Source organism: Sphingomonas sp. Leaf25 (assembly GCF_001421635.1).
Taxonomy (GTDB): domain Bacteria; phylum Pseudomonadota; class Alphaproteobacteria; order Sphingomonadales; family Sphingomonadaceae; genus Sphingomonas.
This window is the reverse complement of sequence record NZ_LMKU01000033.1, coordinates 405,310-408,751: the sequence shown is the minus strand read 5'-3', so window position 1 is coordinate 408,751 and position 3,442 is coordinate 405,310. Positions and strand designations below refer to the sequence as shown.

At 69.1% G+C, this 3,442-nt stretch carries 4 protein-coding genes; 3 read left to right on the top strand and 1 reads right to left on the bottom strand.

Features of this window, described 5'->3' with window-relative positions:
* The 3 genes from ASE78_RS19705 to ASE78_RS16880 form a co-directional block, all read left to right on the top strand.
* A partial coding sequence (locus ASE78_RS19705) for an aldo/keto reductase (protein ID WP_235515129.1) occupies nucleotides 1–565 on the top strand: 565 nt, incomplete at its 5' end.
* A gap of 16 nt (nucleotides 566–581) precedes the next feature.
* On the top strand, nucleotides 582–1,310 hold the full coding sequence (locus ASE78_RS16885; RefSeq protein ID WP_056498689.1) for an SDR family oxidoreductase: 729 nt from the start codon (nucleotides 582–584) through the stop codon (nucleotides 1,308–1,310).
* Nucleotides 1,307–1,663 carry an L-rhamnose mutarotase gene (locus tag ASE78_RS16880; RefSeq protein WP_056498687.1) on the top strand — a complete coding sequence of 119 codons (357 nt, stop codon included), beginning with the start codon at nucleotides 1,307–1,309 and terminating at the stop codon, nucleotides 1,661–1,663. The genes ASE78_RS16885 and ASE78_RS16880 overlap by 4 nt, the downstream gene beginning before the upstream one ends.
* Nucleotides 1,664–1,692: 29 nt before the next feature.
* Here ASE78_RS16880 and ASE78_RS19915 read toward each other — a convergent pair whose 3' ends face one another.
* Nucleotides 1,693–3,375 carry a glycoside hydrolase family 2 TIM barrel-domain containing protein gene (locus ASE78_RS19915; protein WP_414887107.1) on the bottom strand — a complete coding sequence of 561 codons (1,683 nt, stop codon included), beginning with the start codon at nucleotides 3,373–3,375 and terminating at the stop codon, nucleotides 1,693–1,695.
* Nucleotides 3,376–3,442 lie beyond the last annotated feature (67 nt).

The following is a 3,442-nucleotide window of genomic DNA, read 5'->3' as shown; positions in this document are numbered from 1 at the left end:
CCCCCGCCGCTTCGCCGAGTTCATGGAGGGCGGATACCGCGCACTGCGCGAACTGCGCGACGGTGGCGCGGTCGGCGCTATCGGGTTGGGCGTCAACGAAACGCGGGTGTGCGAGGAGGTGCTGGCGGTCGGCGAGATCGACGTGGTGCTGCTCGCCGGGCGCTACACCCTGCTCGAACAGGACGCGCTCGAAACCTTCCTGCCGCTGTGCGAGGCGCGCGACGTAAAGGTGGTGCTGGGCGGTCCGTATAATTCCGGCATTCTCGCCAAGGGTGTGCGCCACGGCGGCGAGGTCCATTACGATTACCAGCCCGCCCCACCCGCGATCGTCGCGCGCGTCGGCGCGATCGAGGATCTGTGCATGGCGCATGGCGTGCCGCTGGCCGCCGCCGCGCTGCAACTGCCGCTGGCGCACGTTCAAGTCGTGTCGGTCATTCCCGGCATGGCCAGCCCGCAGCAGGTGACGCAGGCCGCCGCGCTGATCGACATCGCAATCCCGCCCGCACTGTGGCGCGACCTGAAGGACCATGGCCTGATCCGGGCCGACACCCCCGTTCCTCTGTAACGAAAGACCCCATCCGATGCGCCTTGCAGGCAAGACCGCCGTCATCACCGCCGCCGCCCAGGGCATCGGCCGCGCCGCCGCCGAACTGTTCGCCGCCGAAGGCGCGCGGGTGATCGCCGCCGACATCAACGCCGACACGCTCGCCACGCTGACGGGGTGCGAGACGGTGACGCTCGACCTGCGCGACGCGGCGGCGATCGCCGCGTTCGGCGAACGGGTGGGCGCGGTCGACATCCTGTTCAACTGCGCGGGGTTCGTCCATGCCGGCACGATCCTGACGACCGACGAGGCGGATTTCGACGTCTCGTTCGATCTGAACGTCCGCTCCGCCTATCGCATGATCCGCGCCTTCCTGCCGGCGATGATCGCGCAAGGGAGCGGATCGATCGTCAACATGGCGTCGGTGGCGGGATCGATCATCGCCGTGCCCAACCGCTTCGTTTATGGCGCGTCGAAGGCGGCGGTGATCGGCCTCACCAAATCGGTCGCGCAGGATTTCGTCGGACAGGGCATCCGCTGCAACGCGATCTGCCCCGGCACGGTGCAGTCGCCCTCGCTCGACGAGCGGCTGGCCGCCACCGGCGATGCCGACAAGGCGCGTGCCGAGTTCGTCGCGCGGCAACCGATGGGCCGCATCGGCGCCGCGCGCGAGATCGCCGAACTGGCGCTGTATCTCGCCAGCGACGCATCGTCCTACACCACCGGCACCGCGCAGGTGATCGACGGCGGCTGGACCAACGCATGACCACGCGCATCTGCCTTGCGCTCGACCTTGTCGACGATGCCGCGCTGATCGCCGAATATGAACACTGGCACCGGGTCGGCAATACCGACCCGGCGGTGACGCGGTCGATCCGCGCCGCCGGCATCGCCGACATGCAGATCTGGCGCGCGGGCAACCGGCTGTTCATGGTGATCGAGGCGGACGAACGCTATGACGCGGCAGCGAAGGCCGCCGCCGATGCCGCCGATCCGGCGGTCGTCGCCTGGGTCGCAAAGATGCTGCGATTCCAGCAGCCGATCCCGGCGGCCGGCCCTAATGGTACGTGGTTTCCGATGGACCGTATCTTCGCGCTGGGCGATCACCCGGCGAACTGACGGACAAGGGGGGCGGCGCCCCCCCGGTCCTACTGCGCGACGACGTCGATCGCCGAGACGATCGCCTCACCCACCACCCCGGTGAACTCCAGCGACAATCGTCCGCCGACCGATATGGCCGGCAGCACCACCGTCGTCGCCCGCAGCCCGCCCCCGGCGCGGGCCGCCACGTCGATCCGCTCGATCGCACCACCGCCGGCCTTGACCGTGAACACGCGCCTGCCCGACACCGTCTCGACCGGATCGAACAGGTGCAGCGTCACGCGGTAGCGTCCGTCGGGCAGCGGCAACGCGTAGCGGAACGCCTTGCCCGCGCGCCAACTGGCGTACAGCCGAGGCTCGGCCGCGCCGGCGACGACCTTGGGTGCCTTGCGGGTCTGATCGGCGGCATAGAGTTCGCGCTGATAGGGGTTGAGCGTGTGGCCCAGCCCGCCAGCGAAGAAATCGTCCGATCCGTAGCGGGTGCCATCGGCCAGCGTCACCCCCTCCAGCGTACCGGTACGGACATGGATCGCGCGCGCGGGGCCGCCGTAGCGCAAGGTCACGGCGTCGCGCTGTACCCCCGCCGTCGCGACCACCGCATTCTCGCCCGGCGACAGCCGCACGTCCGGCCACCGGCACACGTTGTCACCGCACGTCGCGCTGCCGATCGAGCGGCCGTTGACGGTGAGGTCGGCGCGCGCGGCGTTGGAATAGGCGCGAATCTCGACCACCGGATAGGCGCGGTCGACATAGCGCCGCCCCGCCAGGTACAGCACCGGCGTCTTGCTCCATGCCGCCTTGTAGAACCAATAGGCGTCCTTCCTCACCGCCCGGTCGAACGTCACCAGCCCCTTGGTGTTGATGTCGGTGCTGTCGCCTTCCTCGCGCAGATCGCTGGTGGCGTCGAACATCTGCCAGACCCAGGTGCCCCACAGGAAGTCGAGCGGTTTCAGTCCTTTCCACGACAGTTCGTGGACGACCGCCTGCACCTCCTCGGCCTGCGGGCGGTAGATGCTCTCGATCCTGCCGCCGTGGACATTGTCGGTGTGCTGGGTGATCGCGCCGCCCGCGCCATATTCGCCGACGCCGACCGGCAGCGTCGGGTTCTCGCGGTGATAGCCGCGCATCACCTCGCCCAGCCGCGCGGCATCCGCCACCCGGCCCGACCCATACCAGCCGTAATAGAGATTATAGGCGACCGTGTCAGCGGTTCCGGCGGTGCGATCACGCCCGTCGTCGGCTTCGCCGGGCAACACCTCGCAACAGGCGGCGATGGTGGTCGGCCGCGACGGGTCCTCGCGCTTGGCCACCGCGTCCAGCGCGCGCATCAGCGGTCGCGCATTCGACGGGGTCAGGCCCTTCGACGCCCAGTTCGTGATCTCGTTGCCGATCGACCAGACCCCGACCGAGGGATGGTTATAGTTCTGCCGGATCAGCTCGACCATCTGCGCCTCGGCGCTGGCCTTCATCGCCGGGGGCGTATCGGCCACGCCGGGGACCGAGGCGAGGTTCATCAGCCCCAGTTCGGCCCACAGCACCATGCCGTTGCGGTCCGCCAGTTCGTAGAACGGCGTGGCATGGTTGTAATGCGCCAGCCGCACCGAATTGGCCCCCAGTTCCTCGATCAGCGCCATGTCCTGCGCATGGTCGGCGGCGTTCAATGCCCAGCCCTTCTCCTGCCGGTCCTGATGCCGGTTGACGCCGCGCAGCCGCAGCGGCGTGCCGTTCAGCAGAAACCCCCGGTTCGGATCGACCGCGACGGTGCGCAGCCCCAGCGGCTGTTCGACCCGGTCGGCC

Coding starts and splice junctions, on each gene's coding strand:
- ASE78_RS16885 (WP_056498689.1), top strand. CDS start 582: ATGCGCCTTGCAGGCAAGACCGCCGTCATCACCGCCGCCGCCCAGGGC.
- ASE78_RS16880 (WP_056498687.1), top strand. CDS start 1,307: ATGACCACGCGCATCTGCCTTGCGCTCGACCTTGTCGACGATGCCGCG.